Source organism: Micromonospora sp. NPDC049257 (genome assembly GCF_040678915.1).
GTDB lineage: Bacteria > Actinomycetota > Actinomycetes > Mycobacteriales > Micromonosporaceae > Micromonospora > Micromonospora antibiotica.
The window spans coordinates 169,878-188,334 of sequence record NZ_JBFAQU010000006.1 but is presented as its reverse complement, the minus strand read 5'-3'; the positions used below and the strand labels follow the sequence as shown (position 1 = coordinate 188,334).

20 protein-coding genes are annotated in these 18,457 nt (G+C 73.6%); 11 read left to right on the top strand and 9 right to left on the bottom strand.

Features of this window, described 5'->3' with window-relative positions; genetic code table 11:
• Positions 1-67: 67 nt before the first annotated feature.
• A complete protein-coding gene (locus AB0K25_RS12615) occupies positions 68-661 on the bottom strand; it encodes a pentapeptide repeat-containing protein (RefSeq protein ID WP_219467663.1) in 594 nt (197 codons plus the stop codon).
• Between the two features lie 77 nt (positions 662-738).
• Here AB0K25_RS12615 and AB0K25_RS12610 point away from each other — a divergent pair, with 77 nt between their 5' ends.
• On the top strand, positions 739-1,971 hold the full coding sequence (locus AB0K25_RS12610; protein WP_363820093.1) for a serine hydrolase domain-containing protein: 1,233 nt from the start codon (positions 739-741) through the stop codon (positions 1,969-1,971).
• 45 nt (positions 1,972-2,016) lie between these two features.
• Here the strand turns inward: AB0K25_RS12610 and AB0K25_RS12605 are convergent, their stop codons facing one another.
• Together AB0K25_RS12605 and AB0K25_RS12600 are read right to left on the bottom strand one after the other, a co-directional pair.
• Positions 2,017-2,481: a PPOX class F420-dependent oxidoreductase gene (locus AB0K25_RS12605; protein ID WP_219467658.1), complete on the bottom strand. Its 465-nt coding sequence runs from the start codon at positions 2,479-2,481 to the stop codon at positions 2,017-2,019.
• Positions 2,482-2,524: 43 nt separating this feature from the next.
• A complete protein-coding gene (locus tag AB0K25_RS12600) occupies positions 2,525-3,166 on the bottom strand; it encodes a hypothetical protein (protein ID WP_208569675.1) in 642 nt (213 codons plus the stop codon).
• A gap of 312 nt (positions 3,167-3,478) precedes the next feature.
• Between AB0K25_RS12600 and AB0K25_RS12595 the strand changes: the two genes are divergently transcribed.
• Positions 3,479-4,258 (top strand): D-Ala-D-Ala carboxypeptidase family metallohydrolase, encoded by a 780-nt coding sequence (locus tag AB0K25_RS12595; protein ID WP_363820089.1) that lies wholly within the window; start codon positions 3,479-3,481, stop codon positions 4,256-4,258.
• Between the two features lie 92 nt (positions 4,259-4,350).
• On the opposite strand, the gene AB0K25_RS12590 is transcribed toward AB0K25_RS12595, so the two are convergent.
• From AB0K25_RS12590 to AB0K25_RS12580, 3 genes are all read right to left on the bottom strand, one after another.
• Positions 4,351-4,788 carry a hypothetical protein gene (locus tag AB0K25_RS12590; RefSeq protein ID WP_307799679.1) on the bottom strand — a complete coding sequence of 146 codons (438 nt, stop codon included), beginning with the start codon at positions 4,786-4,788 and terminating at the stop codon, positions 4,351-4,353.
• A gap of 289 nt (positions 4,789-5,077) precedes the next feature.
• A complete protein-coding gene (locus AB0K25_RS12585) occupies positions 5,078-5,854 on the bottom strand; it encodes a response regulator transcription factor (protein WP_219470713.1) in 777 nt (258 codons plus the stop codon).
• A 73-nt stretch (positions 5,855-5,927) separates the two neighbouring features.
• Positions 5,928-7,169 (bottom strand): histidine kinase, encoded by a 1,242-nt coding sequence (locus tag AB0K25_RS12580; protein WP_219467652.1) that lies wholly within the window; start codon positions 7,167-7,169, stop codon positions 5,928-5,930.
• 133 nt (positions 7,170-7,302) lie between these two features.
• Here AB0K25_RS12580 and AB0K25_RS12575 point away from each other — a divergent pair, with 133 nt between their 5' ends.
• From AB0K25_RS12575 to AB0K25_RS12560, 4 genes are read left to right on the top strand one after another with little or no spacing between them, the layout of a single operon-like run.
• Entirely contained in the window at positions 7,303-8,202 is a 900-nt protein-coding gene (locus AB0K25_RS12575) for an ATP-binding cassette domain-containing protein (protein WP_219467647.1), read from the top strand.
• Positions 8,203-8,207: 5 nt separating this feature from the next.
• Complete coding sequence (locus AB0K25_RS12570; protein ID WP_219470712.1) at positions 8,208-8,981, top strand: ABC transporter permease; 774 nt, start codon at positions 8,208-8,210, stop codon at positions 8,979-8,981.
• A gap of 2 nt (positions 8,982-8,983) precedes the next feature.
• On the top strand, positions 8,984-9,703 hold the full coding sequence (locus tag AB0K25_RS12565; protein ID WP_219467644.1) for a hypothetical protein: 720 nt from the start codon (positions 8,984-8,986) through the stop codon (positions 9,701-9,703).
• Between the two features lie 42 nt (positions 9,704-9,745).
• Positions 9,746-10,309, top strand: coding sequence for a heme-binding protein (locus tag AB0K25_RS12560; protein ID WP_219467641.1), 564 nt, complete (start codon positions 9,746-9,748; stop codon positions 10,307-10,309).
• A 277-nt stretch (positions 10,310-10,586) separates the two neighbouring features.
• On the opposite strand, the gene AB0K25_RS12555 is transcribed toward AB0K25_RS12560, so the two are convergent.
• Positions 10,587-11,672: a hypothetical protein gene (locus AB0K25_RS12555; RefSeq protein WP_363820084.1), complete on the bottom strand. Its 1,086-nt coding sequence runs from the start codon at positions 11,670-11,672 to the stop codon at positions 10,587-10,589.
• Between the two features lie 56 nt (positions 11,673-11,728).
• On the opposite strand from AB0K25_RS12555, the gene AB0K25_RS12550 reads away from it, so the two are divergent.
• The 5 genes from AB0K25_RS12550 to AB0K25_RS12530 all read left to right on the top strand — a co-directional run bounded on the left by AB0K25_RS12550 (position 11,729) and on the right by AB0K25_RS12530 (position 16,524).
• Positions 11,729-12,661, top strand: a complete 933-nt coding sequence (locus tag AB0K25_RS12550) for an AAA family ATPase (RefSeq protein WP_363820081.1) — start codon at positions 11,729-11,731, stop codon at positions 12,659-12,661.
• The gene (locus AB0K25_RS12545) at positions 12,658-13,116 is read left to right on the top strand and encodes a Rho termination factor N-terminal domain-containing protein (RefSeq protein ID WP_363820078.1); all 459 of its coding nucleotides are present in this window, start codon (positions 12,658-12,660) and stop codon (positions 13,114-13,116) included. Before AB0K25_RS12550 ends, AB0K25_RS12545 begins: the two co-directional genes overlap by 4 nt.
• Positions 13,117-13,259: 143 nt before the next feature.
• Positions 13,260-14,456: an endonuclease gene (locus tag AB0K25_RS12540; RefSeq protein ID WP_357534774.1), complete on the top strand. Its 1,197-nt coding sequence runs from the start codon at positions 13,260-13,262 to the stop codon at positions 14,454-14,456.
• Between the two features lie 163 nt (positions 14,457-14,619).
• Complete coding sequence (locus tag AB0K25_RS12535; RefSeq protein WP_219470711.1) at positions 14,620-15,471, top strand: aldo/keto reductase; 852 nt, start codon at positions 14,620-14,622, stop codon at positions 15,469-15,471.
• Positions 15,472-15,639: 168 nt separating this feature from the next.
• Positions 15,640-16,524, top strand: a complete 885-nt coding sequence (locus tag AB0K25_RS12530; protein WP_219467626.1) for a cellulose binding domain-containing protein — start codon at positions 15,640-15,642, stop codon at positions 16,522-16,524.
• Positions 16,525-16,576: 52 nt separating this feature from the next.
• Here AB0K25_RS12530 and AB0K25_RS12525 read toward each other — a convergent pair whose 3' ends face one another.
• Positions 16,577-16,945, bottom strand: a complete 369-nt coding sequence (locus AB0K25_RS12525; RefSeq protein WP_219467623.1) for a globin — start codon at positions 16,943-16,945, stop codon at positions 16,577-16,579.
• 150 nt (positions 16,946-17,095) lie between these two features.
• Positions 17,096-18,418 (bottom strand): AAA family ATPase, encoded by a 1,323-nt coding sequence (locus AB0K25_RS12520; RefSeq protein ID WP_219467620.1) that lies wholly within the window; start codon positions 18,416-18,418, stop codon positions 17,096-17,098.
• Positions 18,419-18,457 lie beyond the last annotated feature (39 nt).

Below are 18,457 nucleotides of genomic sequence, written 5' to 3'. Positions count from 1 at the left end.
GTTTCCTACCTAATATGAAAGACCAGCTCAGCCGCGAAATGGCCAGAAGATCAACGATAGGGGGCCGTCAGCGGATCTCGAAACCCAGCGCCCCGGCCAGCACCATCGCCTGGGTCGGGTCGATCACCGCGCCGGCCCGCTCGACCGCCGTCGGGTCCAACGCGGTGAGGTCGCTGCCCCGCAGATCGGCCCCGGTGAGACGCACCGCGCGCAGCTGGGCCGCCGAGAGGTCCACCCGGGCCAGGGTCGCGCCGGTCAGGTCCGCCCCGGACAGGTCGACCTCCCGCATCCGGACGTCGCTGAACTGCGCGCCCCGCAGGTCGGCCCCGGGCAACCCGACGAACGACCAGTCCCCGCCCGACACCCGCAACGGACGCAACGCGCACTGGTCGAACGTGCTGCCGACCAGCTTGCAACCGGTGAACTCGGCCTCGAACAGGTTGCACCGGCGGAACCCGCAGCGGACGAAGGCCGAGTCGGTGTGCCGGGAGGAGTTGAACGACACCCCGCCGAAGTCACACCCGGTGAACGAGGCACCCCGGGTGACCGCCTCGGTCAGGTCGACGTCAGTGAAGACGCAACGCACGAAGTGCCGGTCGACCAGCTCCTCGGCGTACCAGTCGGTGTGGCGGAACGTCTCGTCCTCGATGGTCTGCGGCACCACCCCACCCTAAGTGCGAGCACCGACACCACCACCGCACCTTTCGTCCGGCGCGTACCGGCTAGTAGTTTCGGCGGGTGAGCGTGGCACCCAGCACCGACCCGGCCCGTACCGGCTTCGACCCGGCCCGTCTGGCCCGCATCGACGAACACTTCGGCCGGTACGTCGACGACGGGCGGCTGGCCGGTTGGCAGATCGTCGTCACCCGTCGCGGCGAGGTGGCGCACTCCTCGGTCCATGGGCTGCGCGACGTGGAGGCGGGCAGCCCGGTCGAGCCGGACACCATCTGGCGGATCTACTCGATGACCAAGCCGATCACCTCGGTCGCGGCGATGATGCTGTGGGAGGAGGGCCGGTTCGAGCTGACCGACCCGATCAGCCGCTGGCTGCCGGAGTTCGCCGACGTCCGGGTCTTCGACAGGGGTTCGGCGCTCAAGCCGTACACCGTGCCGGCGGTCGAGCCGATCCGGGTGTGGCACCTGCTCACCCACACCGCCGGGCTCACCTACGGCTTCGCGCAGACCTCGGTGGTCGACGCGCTCTACCGGGCCGCCGGCTACGACCTCGGCGTGCCGCCGGGGCTGGACCTGGCCGGGGCGAGCGCCGGGATGGCGCAGCTGCCGCTGCTGTTCCAGCCCGGCACCGGCTGGAACTACGGGGTCTCCACCGACGTGCTCGGCCGGCTCATCGAGGTGGTCTCCGGGCAGAGCCTGGCCGACTTCCTCACCGAGCGGGTCCTCACCCCGCTGGGCATGACGGACACCCGGTTCTGGGTCGACCCGGCCGACGCCAAACGGCTCGCCGCCCTCTACACCCCGCACCCGGGCACCGGCCGGGCGGTCCGCGCCGACCAGCTCGGTGCCGCCGCGCTGACCCGCCCGGAGTGCTTCTCCGGCGGGGGCGGGCTGGTCTCCACCGCCGCCGACTACCACCGGTTCACCCAGCTGCTGCTGCGCGGCGGCGAGCTGGACGGCGTACGACTGCTCGGGCCCCGCACGGTGCGTTACATGACCCGCAACCACCTGCCCGGCGGCGGTGACCTGGCGTCGTTGCAGCCGCAGGGGTTCGCCGAGACGGTGCTCGACGGCATCGGTTTCGGCCTGGGCTTCGCCGTGGTGCAGGACCCGGTCCCGGCCAAGGTGCCGAGCAGCGTCGGCGAGTTCTACTGGGGTGGGCTGGCCAGCACCGCGTTCTGGGTCGACCCGGCCGAGGAGATCACCGCCCTGCTGTTCACCCAGCTGATGCCGTCGAGCACCTACCCGTTGCGCTCCCAGCTGCGTCAGCTCGTCTACGCCGCCCTGGTCGGCTGAGCCGCGCCGGGCCGGGCGACGGCGGTGCCGGCCCGGCCGGCGGGGTCAGTCGGCGAGGCTGGCCGGGAAGCCGCCGGTGGCGATCGGGCCCCAGCTTCCGATGGTGACCCGGATCAGCGACTTGCCCTGCGCCACCATGGCCGCCCGGTACTCGTCCCAGTCCGGGTGCTCGCCGGAGATGCTGCGGAAGTATTCCACCAGCGGGTCCAGCGCGTCGGGCAGGTCGAGCACCTCGGCCGTGCCGTCGACCTGCACCCAGGGGCCGTCCCAGTCGTCGGAGAGCACGCAGGCGGAGACCCGGGGGTCCCGGCGGATGTTGGCGACCTTGGCGCGCTGCGGGTAGCTGGAGATGACCAGTCGCCCGGCGGCGTCGACCCCGCAGGCGACCGGGGAGGACTGCGGCCGGCCGTCGGCCCGGGTGGTCATCAGCAGGACCCGGTGGCGGGGGCGGACGAATTCGATCAGGGCGTCCCGGTCGACCCGGGTGTTGGTTGCGATGCTGCGTGCCATCCCCCGGTTCTACCAGGTCCGCCGGCCGGTGGCCCCGGTGGCGTCAGCCGGGGCGACCGGTGACCCGACCCCGCGCCGGCTGGGCGGGGACCCGGGGGCGGACGGTGGGCCGCCAGGCTCGGCCGTTGGCATAGATGACCCGGAAGCCGAGGTACGCCGCGAGCGGCGCCCAGTGCGCCGAGCCCATCCGCAGCTCGGCGGCGTTGTGCCGTTGGCCGTTGGCGAGCACGTCGAGCAGCACCGTCTCGAAGGCGGCCGACTCGACCCAGTCGACCTCGCGGGTGAAGCCGCAGATCAGGGCCGCGCCGGTGACGTCGAGGAAGTCGCGCAGCGTGGCGTCGGAGGCGCGCAGCACCGAGCAGCTGCCGAAGTAGAGCCGCCGGCCCTCACCCCGGCCGGCCATCCGCTCGGCGACGTCGGCCAGCTCGACGGAATCCCAGTCGGTGAGGCAGAGCCGGCTGGGCTCGCCGTGCATGGCGAAGAAACCGACCCGGTGATCGGCGTACTGCTTGAGCAGCCAGCGGTCGAGGAAGTAGAACAGCTCGTCGCGGGTGGCGGCGTCCTTGTGGATGTAGCGGATGCGGCCGAGGCGTTCGAGCAGTTCGAGGGTGGGCAGCACGGAGCCGCGCTCGTTGAGGTCGCGGTGCCACTGCCCCTCGACACAGAAGACCCCGCCCCGCGCCACGTGCACCTCCCCGACCTCGCCGGCCGGGACGACGTTACCGGGTCCCGGTCACGAACCCCCATCGCCCTCGGTGCCCGACTGGTCAGTTTCGACAGGCTTCGCCTTGGTAGCGAAATCCGTCCCCGGTCGGTACGACCTGACCGAATTACTATTCCCCGCATTTCACAGGCAATACCCAGGTATCACTAATCGCGAGGACAATTCCCCTTTATCACCACGAATCAGCTCGTCAGCTGTCAGGGTGGAGGTCGCAGGACGTCCCGGGCGATGCCCTGTTCACCACCCCAATCACTTCCAATCGGGAGGACTTCTGTGCGCCAGAACACTGTGAAGCGGGCACTCGTCGCGTTCGCCCTGGCTCTGCCGGGAGCCGCGATCGCCACGGTGGCCGCCGCGCCAGCGGCCCACGCCGACGGCTGCTACACCTGGAAACGCGACCTCTACCAGGGTCGCTCCGGGGACGACGTCCGCCAGTTGCAGATCCGGGTCGCCGGTTGGGCGGGACGAGGGGGAATCGTCCGGATCGACGGGGACTTCGGTCCCGAGACCGCCGCGGCGGTCAAGCGCTTCCAGAGCGCGTACGGGCTGCGCAGCGACGGCATCGCCGGCAAGCAGACCTTCAACAAGCTCTACCAGCTCCAGGACAACGACTGCACGCCGGCCCACTTCAGCTACCGGGAGCTGGACGCCGGCTGCGGCAAGGGCGGGTGGAGCGGCGGCCCGCTCTCCGCCACCGACACCAAGGCCACCTCGGTGCGCACCATGTGGAAACTGGAGGCGCTGCGGCGCAGCCTCGGTGACAAGCCGCTCAACGTCACCAGCGGCTTCCGCGACTCCCGCTGCAACAAGCAGGTCGGCGGGGCCTCGGACAGCCAGCACCTCTACGGCAACGCCGCCGACCTGACCTCGGGGAGCAGGTCACTGTGCGAGGTGGCCCGCGCCTCCCGTGACCACGGGTTCAGCGGCATCTACGGCCCCGGGTACGCCGGCCACGACGACCACGTCCACGTCGACTCCCGGCGGGAGAACAACCGCGACAAGTCGACCAACCGCACCAGCTGGGCGGCGCCCGACTGTGGCGTCAGCCGCTGACCCGCGCGGCAGCCGATGCCGGCCCGGCCCCACGGGATCATCGGGGCCGGGCCGGCATCGGGGTACCGGAGGCGTCGGCCGGGCCTGAGCGCTCAGCTCGCCCGGGGCCAGCGCGGCGCGGCGGCCGGGGGTGTCACCGGCCGTCCCGGCACGCCGCCACGCACTGCGGGCCGCATCCCCGCAGCGGACGGCCGCGCCCCGGGTGTCCCGGGCCGGCCGACCTGGCCACGGGCCGGATAGCCGGCCGCCGCCGGGGCGGTCCGCGCCGGTGCCGTCCCGGGCCGGGGCGTGGTGTAGGTGAACGGGAAGGGCACGTGCACGAACGGATTTCCGTGCCGGATCAGCGCGTCGATCTGACGATCGTTCAACCCGTGGTTCTCCAGCACCCGTCGTCCCCAACGGTGCAACCGGCACGGGTACGACGACCCGTCGTTGCGGCACAGCGGCCCGTTGGGCCACTCCTCGGCGGCGTGCACCACGACCGCCCGTACCGCGAGCCGGACGTCCTCGGGTGTCAACGAGACGGGCACCGGCACCTCACCCAGAACCTGATCGATGGGGTCCGTCGACTGCTCACCAACTCGCACGGCAGGCCTCCCGCAGCTCGGCAGCAGTTGCGGCTGAATCGCCGCAACGCATCCTCGCGCAGTGGTACGGGCGGTGACCGGCGTCGGTTCAATCCCCCCAGGCGGTGAGCAGATCCTCCGGCGTCAACACCTGCACGCCGTCCACCACCGCACCGGCCCGGGCGACCGCCAGCAGCGCCACCTGTTCGTCGGCACCGGGCAGCCGGACCGACCCAGGTCCGGTTTCCGCTTGTCAGGCCAGGCCCGCGTCGTGCACCAGCAGCGCCACCTGGACCCGGTTGTTGAGCGCCAGCTTGGTCAGCAGCCGGGACACGTACGCCTTGACCGTCGCCACGCTCATGAACAGCTCCGCCGAGATCTCCGCGTTGCTCCGGCCGTGGCCGAGCGCCACCGCGACCTCCCGTTCCCGCTCGGTGAGCCCGGCCAGCAGCCGCAGCGCCCGGTCCCGACGCGGGTCCGCTCCCGGTGTCGGCCCGATGGTCAGGTGGCTGATCAGCTGGCGGGTCACCGTCGGCGACAGGGTCGCCTCACCGGCCGCCACCCGCCGCACCGCCCGGACGATCTCGGCGGGTGGGGTGTCCTTGAGCAGGAAACCGCCCGCGCCGGCCCGCAACGCCCGCAGCACCTGCTCGTCGGCGTCGAAGGTGGTCAGCACCAGCACCTCCGGCGGGTGCGGCAGCGCCCGCAGCGCCTCCGTGGCGGCCAGCCCGTCCACCCGGGGCATCCGGATGTCCATCAGCACCACGTCGGGCGCGCACGCGGCGACGGCGGCGGGCACCTCGTCGCCGTCGGCCGCCTCGCCGACCACCCGGACGTCCGGCACCCCACCGAGGATCATCGACAGCCCGGCGCGGACCAGCGCGTCGTCGTCGACGATCAACACCCGCACCGGGCCGTCGTCGCTGTCTGGCAGACCGGTCACCGGACACCACCGGCCACCCGCTCGGCAGTCCCGACCGGGCGGCCCGGGCCCACCGGGACGACCGGACAGACCGGGACGACCGGACAGGCCAGGACGACCGGACAGGCCGGGACGGCCACGGCAACCGGACAGCCCGTGCCGAGCACGGCAACCGGGCGACTCATGCCGGCCACGGCAGCCGGGCGGCCAGCCGGAAGTCGCCGGTCGCGCCGTCCCGGCCGTGCGTCAGCCGGCCACCGGCCAGGTTGACCCGCTCGGCGATGCCGACCAGCCCGGTGCCGGCACCGGGCAGGCCCGCAGCCGGTGAGCCCACCGGCCAGGGGTTACGGATCTCCACGGCCAACTCCCGACCCGGCCCGCCGGCCAGCCGGACACCGACCGCCGTGTCGGGGGCGTGCTTGCGCGCGTTGGTCAGCCCCTCCTGCACGATCCGGTACGCGCTGCGCCCCACCGCCGTCGGCACCCCCGCCAGGTCGGCGACCTCGTCGACCAGGGTGACCCGTACCCCGGCGGCCCGGGACTCGGCGACCAGCGCGGGCACGTCGGCGAGGGTCGGCTGGGGGCGTTCCGGTGCGGCGTCGCCGCCGGAGGTGTCGGCGCGGAGCACCCCGATCACCTCACGCAGGTCCTGTAGCGCGGCGTGCGCACTGCCCCGGATCACCCCGGCCGCCCGCGCCACCTCCTGCGGTGACGCGTCCGGGCGAAACTCCAACGCCCCGGCGTGCAGGCTGAGCAGCGAGATCCGGTGCGCCAACACGTCGTGCATCTCCCGGGCGATCCGGTTGCGTTCCAGCTGCCGGGCCTGTTCGATGCGGAGCTGCTGCTCGGCCTCGGCCCGGTGGGCGCGGTCGCGCAGCGACAGCACGAGCTGCCGGCGGGCCCGGACGAACAGCGCCCATGCCACCACGATCCCGACGAACATCACCGTCCAGGCCACCGTCGCCAGGTAGGGCAGCGTCGGGTCGGGGCGCACGACGGTGTAGAGCGGGATGACCGCCAGGTGGAAGCCGACCAGCGCCGCACCGATCGGCAGCGGCCGGTGGACCAGCACGGTGAACACCACGACCAGCAGCGCCACCCCGGCGGTCACCGAGAACAGGGCCAGCGGCAGGCCCGCCACGGCCAGCCCGACCGGCCAGCGCCGGCGCAGCCACAGGGCCGCGCAGAAGATCAGGCCCGCCGCCAGGTCCACCCCGACCAGCCAGGGCGGCCCGGCGTTGTGGGCGAACTGCGGGTCGGGCGACACCGCGTCGCCGAAGCCCACCAGCGCCCAGCCGACGGCGAGCAGGAAGGCCACCGTGTCGACCAGCCAGTCCCGGGGCGTACGGCGGGATGCCCTCGTCTCGGGCGTCAGCGCCCCCGGCAGCAGCCAGGGATGATCGGGTACGACGGCAGCACTCACCCACCCATGCTAGAAACCCGGCCGGCCGCCCGGACACCAACCAAAGTCGAGGTCTGCCGGTAGACCTAGGTAGGGGTGACACTCGACCGCCGGCCGCAGCGCCCGGCCGGGTGGTCGCGACAGGCTCGACGGCATGATCACCGTGAAGAACCTCACCAAGCGGTACGGCCCGCACCCCGCCGTCGACGACGTCTCCTTCCGCTGCGAGCCCGGCACGGTGACCGGCTTCCTCGGCCCGAACGGGGCGGGCAAGTCCACCACCATGCGGATGCTCTGCGGGCTGACCCGACCGAGCTCCGGCACCGCCACCGTCGCCGGCCAGCCCTACCGGGAGCTACCCAACCCGGGTCGGGAGGTGGGTGTGCTGCTGGACGCCTCGGCGCAGCACGTCGGGCGCAGCGGGCGGGAGACGCTGACCCTGGCCGCCCGGACCATGGGCGTGGACGCCGACCGGGTGCCCGCCGTCCTGGACCGGGTGGGCCTGAACCCGGTGGCGGCGAAGCGGCGGGTCGGGGCGTACTCGCTGGGGATGCGGCAGCGGCTCGGCCTGGCGCTGGCGCTGCTGGGCGAGCCCCGGGTGCTGGTCCTCGACGAGCCGGCCAACGGCCTGGACCCGGAGGGGATCTTCTGGATGCGCGGCCTGCTGCGCGACTTCGCCGACCGGGGCGGCACCGTGCTGCTCTCCTCCCACCTGCTGCGGGAGGTGGAGGCGGTCGCCGACCGGCTGGTGGTGATCGGCGGCGGCCGGGTGGTCGCCCAGGGCGGCAAGGACGAACTGCTCGCCGGGGCGGGCACCCTGGTCCGGGCCCGCGACCCGCACGCCCTGCGGCTCACCCTCGACCGGGCCGGGCTGGACGCCACCGCCAACGCCGACGGCGGGTGCGTGGTCCGCGCCGAATCCGACGCCGTCGGGCAGGCCGCCGCCGACGCCGGGTTGGTCCTCACCGAGCTGCGGCCGGCCGGCGGCGGTGGCCTGGAACAGCTCTTCCTCACCCTGACCGCCGGCGCGAGCACCAAGGAGGCCGTGCAGTGACCACCATGACTACCACTCCCCCCGGCACCGTCCGCAAGGCGGTCCCCGGCCCGTCCCTGGCCCGGCTGATCGGGGTGGAGCTGCGCAAGCTGGGCGACACCCGGGCCGGCCGTTGGCTGCTGGCCTCGATCGGGCTGATCGCCGCCGCGATCGTCGCGCTGCAACTGCGCTTCGTCGACGACGCCGGGCAGACCTTCAGCAACTTCTTCACCGCGTCGCTGGCGCCGGTGGCGTTGCTGCTGCCGGTGCTGGGCATCCTGTCGATCACCGCCGAGTGGTCCCAGCGCACCGCGCTGACCACGTTCGCCCTGGTGCCGCGCCGGGAACGGGTGATCGTCGCCAAGCTCGCCGCCGTGCTGCTCGCCGCGTTGGCGTCGGTGCTGGTGAGCCTGGCCGTCGCCGCCGTCGGCACCCTGCTGGCCGGGGTCACCGGCGGGGCGGGCGACTGGAACTTCGACCCGGCACTGGCCGGGCACGCCGCCGTGTTCCAGGCCATCAACGTGCTGATCGGCGCGGGATTCGGGTTGCTGCTGCTCAACACCCCACTGGCGATCGTCACCTCGCTGCTCCTGCCGACCGTGTGGGGCATCCTGTCCGCGATGATCTCGGCGCTGCACGGCCCGGCCCGCTGGCTGGACACCTCGATCACCATGGAGCCGCTGCTCGGCCCGGACGTGACCGCCGGGCAGTGGGGTCGGCTCGGGGTGTCCCTGCTGGTCTGGGTGGTCGCGCCGCTCGCCGCCGGGCTGGTGCGCACGATGCGGCGGGAGGTGCACTGACCATGCGGGCGCGGGAGCCGGGCGCACCGACCACGGTCGGGGGTGACGTCGGGGAGCTGCTGGTGATGTGGGTCGGCTTCCCGCTGCTGGGCGGCGCCCTGGGCGGGCGGCTGCCCATGGTCGCCGACTGGGTGGCCGGGCTGCCCTGGGCTCCGGTGCAGGGCTGGTTCGAACTGGTCGCCGGGTTGCCGTACCAGCGGGCACTGGTCGGGGGCCTGCTGCTCGGGATGCTGGCCGGGCTGCTCCTCGCCTACGTCGGCACCCGGGAGCGGTTGATCGTCACGGTGGACCGGGGCGGGGTCCGGTTACGCCGCGACGGCGTCGACCGCGAGCTGGCCCGACGCACCGTCACCGCCGTCTTCGTCGACCGCAAGGAGCTGGTGCTGCTCGGCCCGGCCGGCGCGGAACTGGCCCGGGATCGGTCCGACCTGAGCGGACGACGGCTGGGCGACGCCTTCCGTGAGCACGGTTGGCCGTGGCAGGACGGCGATCCGCACCGGGACGCCTACCGCCGGTGGGTGGCGGGGCTGCCCGAACTGCCGCCGGGGGCGGACCCGCTGCTGGGCGCGCGGCAGCGGGCCGTCGAGGCCGGCCGGCAGCGCGACGCCCGGGAACTGCGCGGTGAACTGGCCCGGCTCGGCGTGGTCGTCCGGGATGAGGGCAGACGGCAGTACTGGCGGACCGTTCCGCTTCCCCGGGAGGAAACCCCGCACGGGCGGTAGCGTTGCGGTGGAGAAGATCCCCCGCGACCGGGAGCGTGTCCGATGACCGAGCGGCAGCCGTACCGGGTGCTGGGCCGGCACCCCGGCTTCGAGCTGCGCCGGTACCCGGCCCACCTGGTCGCCGAACTGCGCATCGACGGTGGGTTCGCCGCCGCCGGCACCGCCGCGTTCCGGCCGCTGGCGGCGTATCTGTCCGGGGCCAACCGGTCCCGCCGCCGGATGGGCACGAACGGGCCGGTGGTCCAGGCGGCGACCGGCTCCGAGCAGATCGCGATGACCGCACCGGTGGTCCAGGAGGAGGGCGACCGGCCCGGGGCCTGGCGGGTGTGGTTCGTGCTGCCGGCGCGGCTCAGCCCGGCCACCGTGCCCGAACCGGAGGACCCCCGGATCACCGTCCGGGAGATCCCGGAGCAGTTGGCCGCAGCGGTCCGGTTCGCCGGGCGGTGGACCGACCGGGCCTTCGATCAGCGGGCCACCGCGCTGGGCCGGGCCGTCACCGACGCCGGGCTGACCCCGTCGGGGGCGATCCGGTACGCCCGGTTCGACCCGCCGTGGAAGCCGTGGTTCCTGCGGCACAACGAGGTGGTGCTGCCGGTCGTCGAGTGACCGCCGCCCGCGCCCCTCGACGGGGTTACCGTCGCTGTGCTCCGGGCGGCGGGGACGACGTGCCGGCCGGCGAACCCTGCCGGTGACGCTGCCCCGGGACGCCTGCCGTCCCGGAGGTGCCGACCGAGGCGATCACGGTCCCCGTTCGACGCGGCGGCAGTGGACAGGCAATCACTGTAGGTGATCGCCGTGCTCTCAGCCTCGTACCCGAGGGTCTCCACACCGGACCTTCGGCCGGACGGCGGACGGATCCGGCCGGCTACGCCCGTCGTTCCGGTCAACCGGCGTCGGCCACCCGAACCGCCGCGACGTCCGGGGCGGGCCGGTCGTGACCCAGGACGGTCGGCCGGGTCAGCAGAAGTGCGGTGCCGAGCTCGGCGAGCAGCCCGGCGAGCGCGGGGAGGACGTCCCGGTCCCCACCGGCGATCGGACTGTTGCCGGCAAGCGCGGTCCACGGCGCCCCGACGCTCAGAGCCGCGCTGACCAACACCGCGACGAACAGCAGCGCCGAGGGTACGACAAGTGCGAACGGGACGAACCGCGCGTGCCACCACCACGCCGGTCGACCACCCGGCCAGGGCCGGACCAGCAGTGTCACCCCCACGAGCAGCACCGCGCCGAGCAGCGCGGCCGCGACGAGCCGGTCCCCCGGTCCGACCAGGCGGACCAGCGGTAGGCCGATCCCACCGACGACTGCCGACCCGACCGCCAACGTGATCCGGGCCCGATCGCGGTCGGGGGCGGCGGCCAGCGCGCCCGCCACGGTCAACGTCAGCAGGAGCAGGCCGGTCACCAGGGTGGCCGGGCCGAGCGCGGGCTCCCGGTCGGTCGGCGACCGGGTCAGTACGGCGACCAGCGCCGACACCGCCGTCACACCGGCCATCCCGGTCAGCACCCTCCGGTCCCGGCCGGCCACGCCCGCGCGGTGGATCGGACCGTCCACACCGGTCGCCGCGTCCCGGCGTACGCCAAGGGCGGCGGTGCTGGCGACGGCCAGCCAGCCGGCGGCGACCAGCAGCGCGGTCGCGCCGGGGCCGGTGGGGTCGGCCCGGTCGACGGCGACGTCGGCGACCAGCGCGGCACCGCCGAGCAGCACGGCCGGCAGGGCCCAGGACCGTCGGCCGCCACCGGCCAGCACCAGCCCGGACACGACCGCCACCAGTGTCAGGAAACGCAGGTCACGGGCCCAGTAGGTGTGCGCGCCGGGGAGTCGTTCCGACCACGGGCCGGCCGGTTCGGTGAGCGGTTGCCAGCGGGTCATCCCGACCGCCCAGCAGACCACGGCCACGCCGGCGAGCCCGGTGCCGACGGCGGCGAGCCGGATGACCGGTCGCGGAGCGTGACCGGGCGGGGTGGGCATCATGGATGGTCAGACGACATCCGGGCGGTTACGGTTCCCCCTCTGGGGAGGTGCCGCCGGTGTACGTCGTGTCCGTGATCAACTACAAGGGCGGGGTGGGCAAGACCACCGTGACCGCCAACCTCGGTGCCGAACTGGCGAACCGGGGGATGAAGGTGCTGCTGATCGACCTCGATCCGCAGACCAGCCTGACGTTCAGCTTCTACGACCCGGACGACTGGCGGGAGCGGCTGCGCGACGGCCGCACCGTGAAACGCTGGTACGACGGGCTACGCGGGGACACCCCGGAGGTTACGCTGGGTGATCTGGTGGTCTCCCCCGGCCCGGCCAACGCGCACCTGACCGGGGCCGGCCGGCTGGACCTGATCGCCTCGCACCTCGGGCTGGCCGACATCGACCTGGCGCTGGCCCGGGGCGTGGCCGACGGGGAGGACTACGACCGGGAGCTGTTCCGGGTCCGGGGCGCGCTGGCCGAGGGGCTGCACGACGCGGCGCTCGACGGCTACGACCTGGTGCTGATCGACTGCCCGCCGAACTTCAACGTGGTCACCCAGTCCGCCGTCATCGCCAGCGACCACCTGCTCATCCCGGCGAAGGCCGACTACCTGTCCACCCTCGGCATCGACCACCTCTGCGGCAGCGTCCGGGAGCTGGTCGACCGCTACAACGCCGACGCCCGCCGGTTCGCCACCAGCCGCCGGCACCACAAGGTGGCACCGGACATCGCCGGGGTGGTCTTCACCATGATCCAGCTGACCGCGCAGCGGCCCATCGCCGCCCACCAGGGCTACCTGGATCAGGTACGCGCCCTGGGGCTGCCGGTCTTTCCCACCGCGCTGCGGGAGAACATCACCCTGTTCGCCGGGAACACCCCGCGCGGGGTGCCGGTGGTGCTGCGGCACCGGGTCACCTCGCCGGTGGTGCAGGAGGAGCTGCGGCAGATCACCACGGAGTTCATCGCCCACCTGCAACCCCGTGCGGTGACGGTGTGACCGGGACGCCACCCGGCGGGGACCTGGCGGCCGGGGTGCTGGCCCGGGTGGGTGAGCTGCTGGCCGGGCTGTCGGCCGCCGACGTGGCCGCGCTGGCGCAGGGCCGGGCCCGGCTGGCCGTCGTCCCGGTGACGCCGGCCGGCGACCTGGCGGCAGCGGCCGACGGCCCGTCGGACCGGCCGGCCGCCCCGACGCCGCTGTCGCCGACCGCGCCGGTGCAGCCCGCCCCGTCGGGCGTCGACCTGGACGCCGCGTCGGCCGCGCTCGACGCCATGGCACGACGCGGGGACGGTACGGCGTACCTGACGCCCTGGTCGATCCGGGACCTGCGGGCGCTGGCCGCCCGCCTCGGGTTGCGCGGGGTGGGCGGCCTGCGCAAGGCGGAGCTGGTGGAACGGCTGGTCGAGCGGACCATCGGTTTCCGCGTCGCCTCCGCCGCCGTCCGTGCCCGCTGAGCGGGTTGCCCGCCGGGCGGGACCCCGCCCGCTGAGCGGGTTGCCCGCCGGGCGGGACCCCGCCGCGTAGCGGTTCGCGGTGGCCGGGAATTCACCTCGTCGACCTCCCGCCGGTCGGGTTCCGGCCGATAACATCGCCGGGCATGGATATGAAGAGCAGCACCCGCCCGCGACCCGGGCGGCTGATCGCCGCGCTCATCGCCGTCGTCACCCTGGCGGTCCCGGTGGCGGTGTCCGCCACGTCGGCGTCCGCGGCGGCCACGTCGACCGTGGCGCAGGCCCTCGCCACCCAGGACGGCCGGACCGCCACGGTCACCGGCTACGTGATCGGCCAGCCGACCGCCACCAGCACGGTGCTCACCTCCGGCTACACCGCCGACACCGCCATCGCCCTGGCCGACACGGCCACCGAGACCGGCACCAGCCGGATGCTCTACGTCCAGATCACCGCCGACTACCGCAGCACGTTCGGGCTGTTGACCAACCCGTCGCTGCGGGGCCGGCAGGTCACCGCGACCGGGACGCTGACCGCGTACTTCAGTCACGGGGGGTTGAAGAGCCCGACCGCGATGAGCGTCGGTGGCGGCGGCACACCGACGCCCACCGCGAGCGCCTCCCCCACCCCCGCGCCCACCGGCTCCACCGGGCCGTACGACTCGACGTACTACGCCAGCGCGGTCGGCAAGAGCGGCAGCGCGCTGCGCACCTCCCTGCACACCATCATCAAGACCCAGACGAAGCTCAACTACGACCAGGTGTGGGAGGCGTTGAAGGACACCGACCAGGACCCGGCGAACGCCAACAACGTCATCCTGCTCTACAGCGGACGGTCGCAGAGCAAGAGCAGCAACGGCGGCGGGGCCAACGACTGGAACCGGGAACACGTCTGGGCCAAGTCGCACGGTGACTTCGGCACCGCCACCGGGCCGGGCACCGACGTGCACCACCTGCGGCCGGAGGACGTGACGGTCAACTCCGCGCGCGGCAACAAGGACTTCGACACCGGTGGCAGCGCGGTCGCCGAGGCCGCCGGCAGCTACACCGACGCCGACTCGTTCGAGCCCCGCAACGCGGTCAAGGGCGACGTCGCCCGCATGATCATGTATATGGCGATCCGGTACGAGGGTGACGACGGCTGGCCGAACCTGGAGATGAACAACTCCGTCACCAACGGCAGCGCACCCTACCTGGGCCGGCTGCCGGTGCTGCTCCAGTGGCACCGGCAGGACCCGCCCGACGCCTTCGAACAGCGCCGCAACCAGCGCATCTACGAGCGCTGGCAGGGCAACCGCAACCCGTTCGTCGACCACCCGGAGTGGGCCACCGCGATCTGGGGCTGAACGGTCCGGTTGTCGCAGATCACCCCGGTCGGGCCGTGAGGACGCGGCCCGACCGGGTACACCCTCGTCGTGACACACCCGCCCGGCGGGCGTGCGGGCTGCGGTCCGGCGGCCGATCGACGCGCCGAACCGGGCGAACACGACGATGGGAGAGACAGCCGACATGGCGCACACCGTTCCCGACATCAGCCTCAACGACGGCAACACCATCCCGCAGCTCGGCTTCGGGGTCTACCAGATCGAGCCGAAGGACACCGCCGAGGCGGTGCGCCGGGCGCTGGAGATCGGCTACCGGCACATCGACACCGCCCAGATGTACGGCAACGAGGCGGAGGTCGGCGAGGCGGTCCGCGCCTCCGGGCTGGACCGGGGCGAGGTCTTCGTGACCAGCAAGCTGAACAACGGCTTCCACCGCCCCGAGGACGCCCGCAGGGCGTTCGAGTCGACGCTGTCCGCGCTGAAGATGGACTACGTCGACCTGTTCCTCATCCACTGGCCGTTGCCGACCCGCTACGACGGCGACTTCGTCTCCACCTGGAAGACGTTTGAGGAGTTCCAGCGCGACGGCCGGGCCCGCTCGATCGGGGTGTCGAACTTCCAGGTGCCGCACCTGGAGCGGCTGGCCGCCGAGGCGGACGTGGTGCCGGCGGTCAACCAGATCGAGGTGCACCCGTACCTCACCAACGAGCAGGTGCGCGCGTACGGCAGCGAGCACAACATCCTCACCGAGGCGTGGTCGCCGATCGCCCAGGGCCGGGTGCTCGACGACCCGGCGATCGTCGACGTCGCCGAGCAGGTGGGGCGCACCCCCGCCCAGGTGGTGCTGCGCTGGCACGTGCAGCGCGGCGACATCGTCTTCCCGAAGTCGACCACCCCGAAGCGGATCGAGGAGAACTTCCGGATCTTCGACTTCACCCTGGACGACACGGCGATGGAGCGGCTCAGCGGGCTGGACCGGGGCGAGTCGGGCCGGACCGGCCCGAACCCGGACGAGTTCGACTACATCCCCGCCTGAGCGGCACCGGCCGCCGCGGCGCGGCGCGACCCACGGAGCGGGACCCGGTCACGGGTCCCGCTCCGTCGCGTCCGCCCGCCCGCCCGCCCGCCCAGCCGAACGGGGAAACGAATCAGCCATCAACCTCTGCATTGATGGACGTGCATGCCAGTCCGTACCATCCGGGCTATGCGTGCCCGTCGTGTCACCGCCACCGCCACCGTCGCCGCGCTCGTCAGCCTGGTCGCGGTCAGCGCCGCCCGCGCCGACGACACCCCGGCGCTGACCACCCCCGGCGCACCGGTGGTGGTCGCCAACGACCCGCACCGGCTGAGTCTGACCTGGACCCCGTCGACGTGGAAGGGCGAGCCGGGCGGCCCGATCACCTACGACGTGCGCTCGCCGATCGGGCCGAACGCCTACCGGGGACTGGGCAGCACGGAGACCAACGCCGTCACCCTCACCGACCTCGCCCCGGGCACCGACTACCGGATCGCCCTCCAGGCGTACGCCGTCGGCGGCTACTCCGACACCTCGGCGGTCACCACCGTGCGCACCGCGTACGGGCGGGCGAAGGTCGACTACCTCAACCTCGACTGGGCACCCACCGACAACCAGGCCCAGTTCCGGCTCGCCGTCACCAACACCGGCACCGCACCACTGGACCTGACCACCGTGCGGGTCCGCTACCACCTGCGCTTCGAGAACGGCAACGCGGCGCTGAGCAGCGAGTGCGACTGGGCGACGCTGGGCTGCGCCACCATCCGCCGTACCCTCCAGTATTTTCCGCCGCCCGCGCCGCCGCCCGGTCCCGGCCCGACGCCGACCCCGACCGTCTACCCGGTGCCCGGCACCCCCTTCCCCGGCTGGGTGGAGCTGACCTTCACCACCGGCGTCCTCGCCCCCGGGGCCTCCTCCGGGCCGATCCAGCTCCGGCTGCACCGGCCGAACTGGACGGCGATCGACGAACGCGACGACCCGAGCTGGCAGGCGGCCACCGGCGCGTGGACCCCCAACAGCCGGATCACCCTCGACGTCGACGGGGTCCGCGAGTACGGCGACAACTGGGGCTGACCGCCGTCAGGCGTGAGGTTGCCCGCCGACGGCCGTTCGCCGTCGGCACGCGTCACGCATGGGCGTCGCCGGCGACGGCGCGCTGGGCCGCGACGACCGTGTCGACCGGCAGGCCGAGGCCGCAGAGCACGGCGGCCAGGTAGTCCAGCACCCGCCAGTGCTGCTCGTCGGTCAACCCGAGCCGCCGCCACGCCCCGCCGGCCGCCCGCCCACCGTCCCCGCCGGGGTCGCCGAGGGCCACGGCCAGCAGGGCGGTCAACCGGCGGGCGAGCCAGGGCCGGTCCAGCCCGATCAGGTACGGCGCCAGCTCGGCGTCCGACGCGACCAGGCGCAGCCAGCGGATCACCACCGCCCGTACGCCGGCCGGGCCGAGCCAGTCGAACGCGTTCCGGGGGCAGGTGACCAACTCCGTCGTCCGCACACCCGTCAGTACGGATCACGGCGCACGCTCAGTTCATCCCCGGCAGGCATGACCACTTCAGCCGGCGTCGTCACCTGGCCGGAGCGGTCCCGTCGGGCGTCGTCACCACCGGCGAGACCGGCCCCGACCCCGGCGCGCACCGCATCGGGTTCAGGTCGACGCCCGGTGGTCCGCCAGGAACGCCAGGGTGGTCTGGTTGGCGGCCCAGCCGTCGGGGAACTTCACCGGCACGTCCAGGTGCACCGACTCCGTCGACGGGTGGGCGTCGAGCAGCTCACCGATGCCGGCGCGGGCCACCACGATGCAGGCGTGCCGGTGCCGGGAGGTCAGCACGCACAGCCGACCGGACTCCAGGTGGAAGTTCGTCGCGTCCCGCCGGCCGGAGAGCGGGTGCAGCACGATCGTCACGTCGTACTCGCGGCCCTGGAGCCGGTTGGCGGTGTCCACGGTGATGCCCGCCCCTTCCGGGCCGAGGTGGGCACGGATCGCGGCGGCCTGGTCGCGGTGCGCGGCGCCGACGGCGATCCGGTCGGCGGTGACCGGCGTGCCGGCCGGCGCGTGCTCGGAGACCGCGACCGCGCCCCGGTGCAGCACGCGCAGGGCGAGCGCGGCGCACGCCGCGGCGGCCTCAGCGTCGGTACGCAGGGTGTGCCGGGCCGGCAGCTCGTGCAACGCCCAGCCGGTGCCGACGGCCAGCTCCACCGCCGCGTCGAGCGCGTCGCCAGGCCCGGGCCGGGTCAGCGTCAACGCCCGGTCGGCCGGGCCGGTGCCGGCACGGAACCCGGTGAACGGGTAGAACGCCGCCGCGACCACCGGGGCCGCCGACGCCGGTAGCCGCCAGGACACGGGCAGCCGGTGCACGGGCAGCTGCGGGTTGTGCCGCAGCAGCACCGCCACCGCCGCCTGCATCGGGTCCCAGCTCAGGCCCGTCCAGCGCAGCGTCTCGACGGTGGAGAACGGGTCGAGCTGCCCGGGGTCACCGACGAACAGCGCCCGCTCGAACCTCCCGGCCACCCGCAGCAGCGCGTCCGACCGCATCTGGTACGCCTCGTCGACGATCGCCCACGGCCACTGACCCGTGGTGACCGTGGCCCACTTCGCCGCCGTACCGATGGTGACGGCCGGGTCGCCCAGGTCGGCGACCTTCGACGCGACCCGGACCGTGTCGTGGCCCCGGACCCGCTCCGACGGCCGGTAGTCGGTCGCCGACAGCCGGCCGATGCGCAGCTCGGGGGCTTTGGTGGCGAGCCGGTCGATGAGGTCGTCGACCTGCTCGTTGGTCTGCGCCACGATCATCAGCGGCTCACCGGCGACGGCCAGCTCGACGGCGGCCCGCACCACGAGGGTCGACTTGCCGGCCCCGGGCGGGGAGTCGACCACCACGCCCCGGTGGTCGCCTGCGCGCAGGTCGGCCAGGACGGCCGCGACGACCTGTTCCGCCTCGACGGCGGGCGGCACCTCAAGCCCGATCATCGGCTCCCCTCCTGCCTGCTGAGTCTGGACCCTACCGGC

Coding starts and splice junctions, on each gene's coding strand:
- AB0K25_RS12605 (WP_219467658.1), bottom strand. CDS start 2,481: ATGGCACGCAGCATCGCAACCAACACCCGGGTCGACCGGGACGCCCTG.
- AB0K25_RS12575 (WP_219467647.1), top strand. CDS start 7,303: ATGATCACCGTGAAGAACCTCACCAAGCGGTACGGCCCGCACCCCGCC.
- AB0K25_RS12570 (WP_219470712.1), top strand. CDS start 8,208: ATGACTACCACTCCCCCCGGCACCGTCCGCAAGGCGGTCCCCGGCCCG.
- AB0K25_RS12565 (WP_219467644.1), top strand. CDS start 8,984: ATGCGGGCGCGGGAGCCGGGCGCACCGACCACGGTCGGGGGTGACGTC.
- AB0K25_RS12560 (WP_219467641.1), top strand. CDS start 9,746: ATGACCGAGCGGCAGCCGTACCGGGTGCTGGGCCGGCACCCCGGCTTC.
- AB0K25_RS12555 (WP_363820084.1), bottom strand. CDS start 11,672: ATGATGCCCACCCCGCCCGGTCACGCTCCGCGACCGGTCATCCGGCTC.
- AB0K25_RS12540 (WP_357534774.1), top strand. CDS start 13,260: ATGGATATGAAGAGCAGCACCCGCCCGCGACCCGGGCGGCTGATCGCC.
- AB0K25_RS12535 (WP_219470711.1), top strand. CDS start 14,620: ATGGCGCACACCGTTCCCGACATCAGCCTCAACGACGGCAACACCATC.
- AB0K25_RS12530 (WP_219467626.1), top strand. CDS start 15,640: ATGCGTGCCCGTCGTGTCACCGCCACCGCCACCGTCGCCGCGCTCGTC.
- AB0K25_RS12520 (WP_219467620.1), bottom strand. CDS start 18,418: ATGATCGGGCTTGAGGTGCCGCCCGCCGTCGAGGCGGAACAGGTCGTC.